Raw genomic sequence first — 1,326 nt, 5'->3', positions numbered from 1 at the left:
CGGCCCCCGCGCCGAAAGCCGCGCCCGCGCTTCCCAACGCCAAGCTCTGGGATGCCAACTACGAAGTAGCCCTGAGCCTGGAGCTGGCCACGCCCACGAGCGGCGGACGCGTGCACCGGCCCTTCGTGGCCGTGTGGGTGGTGGATGGCAAGAAGAAGCCCGTGCGCCAGGTGGCCCTGTGGTACAACAAGCCCCGCTGGCTGCACGACATGAGCTATTGGTACGCCGCCTACAACGACCAGTTTGCGGCCGGCAGCCCCAGCCTCAGCTCTACCACCAGCGCCACCCGCTCGCCGGGCAAGTACACCCTGAAGTGGGACGGCAAGGACGACCAGGGCAACCTTGTGCCCCAGGGCAGCTACACCCTCATGGTGGAAGTGGCCCGCGAGCACGGCTCCCACCAGCTCATGAAGCAGGAAATCAACAGCAAGAAGCCCCAGCACTTCGACCTGCCCGCCAACGAGGAAGTGGCCGCGGCGGCCGTCGACTACCGCAAGAAAACCGATGGCCAGTAGCCCTGCCCCCTTCGCCCCGGCCGGCTCGGGTAGCCGGCCGGCCGGCAGTGCGCCCAAGCCGCCCAAGTCGGAGCTGAAGAAGCGCACCGCCGCGTGGTCGCGCTGGCTGCACGTGTACCTCTCCATGCTGAGCTTCGTGGTGGTGCTCTTTTTTGCCGTCACCGGCCTCACCCTGAACCACGCCGACTGGTTCGACGGGCCGCCGACCGAAACCAAGCGCACCGGCACCTTGCCCGCCGCCTGGGTGAACGTGGCCGACCCCGCCCGCATCAACAAGCTGGCGGTGGTGGAGCGGCTGCGCAGCCAGTACGCTCTGCGCGGGGCCGTGAGCGAGTTCGAGGTGCAGGACGACCAGTGCGCCGTGTCGTTCAAGGGCCCCGGCTACAGCGCCGATGCCTTCATCAACCGCCAGGATGGCACCTTCGAGCTCACCGAATTGCGCCTGGGCCTGGGGGCCGTGCTCAACGACCTGCACAAGGGCCGCGACACCGGCGCCGGCTGGAGCTGGGTGATTGACCTCTCGGCCGGCTTCCTCACGCTGGTGTCGCTTAGCGGCTTGGTGATGCTGTTTTTCCTGAAAAACAAGCGAGTGCGGGGGCTGCTGGTGGGCCTGGTGGGCGGGGCGTTGTGCTACCTGGCCTACGCCCTGCTGGTGCCGTAGGCGGAGTATCCAAGAAGTGCCGGATAAAAAGAACGTCATGCTTCGGCGGCGCTCAGCATGACATTCTTTTTTACCCGGAATACGCCGCCTGTGCTGCGGCCCGGCTCCCGCTCGCCGCCCGCCGAAACAGCCACGCCGCCCCGCCCCACA

2 protein-coding genes are annotated in these 1,326 nt (G+C 67.4%); both read left to right on the top strand.

Annotated features, from left to right (window positions below):
* The coding region (locus tag ACYVDE_RS23060) for a DUF2271 domain-containing protein (RefSeq protein ID WP_460503873.1) at positions 1-515 on the top strand (515 nt) is incomplete at its 5' end.
* Positions 505-1,176: a PepSY-associated TM helix domain-containing protein gene (locus tag ACYVDE_RS23055; protein WP_460503872.1), complete on the top strand. Its 672-nt coding sequence runs from the start codon at positions 505-507 to the stop codon at positions 1,174-1,176. The genes ACYVDE_RS23060 and ACYVDE_RS23055, both read left to right, overlap by 11 nt.
* The last annotated feature ends 150 nt before the right edge of the window (positions 1,177-1,326 follow it).

This window comes from Hymenobacter agri, assembly GCF_054778495.1.
This window is presented reverse-complemented; position numbering and strand designations above follow the sequence as displayed.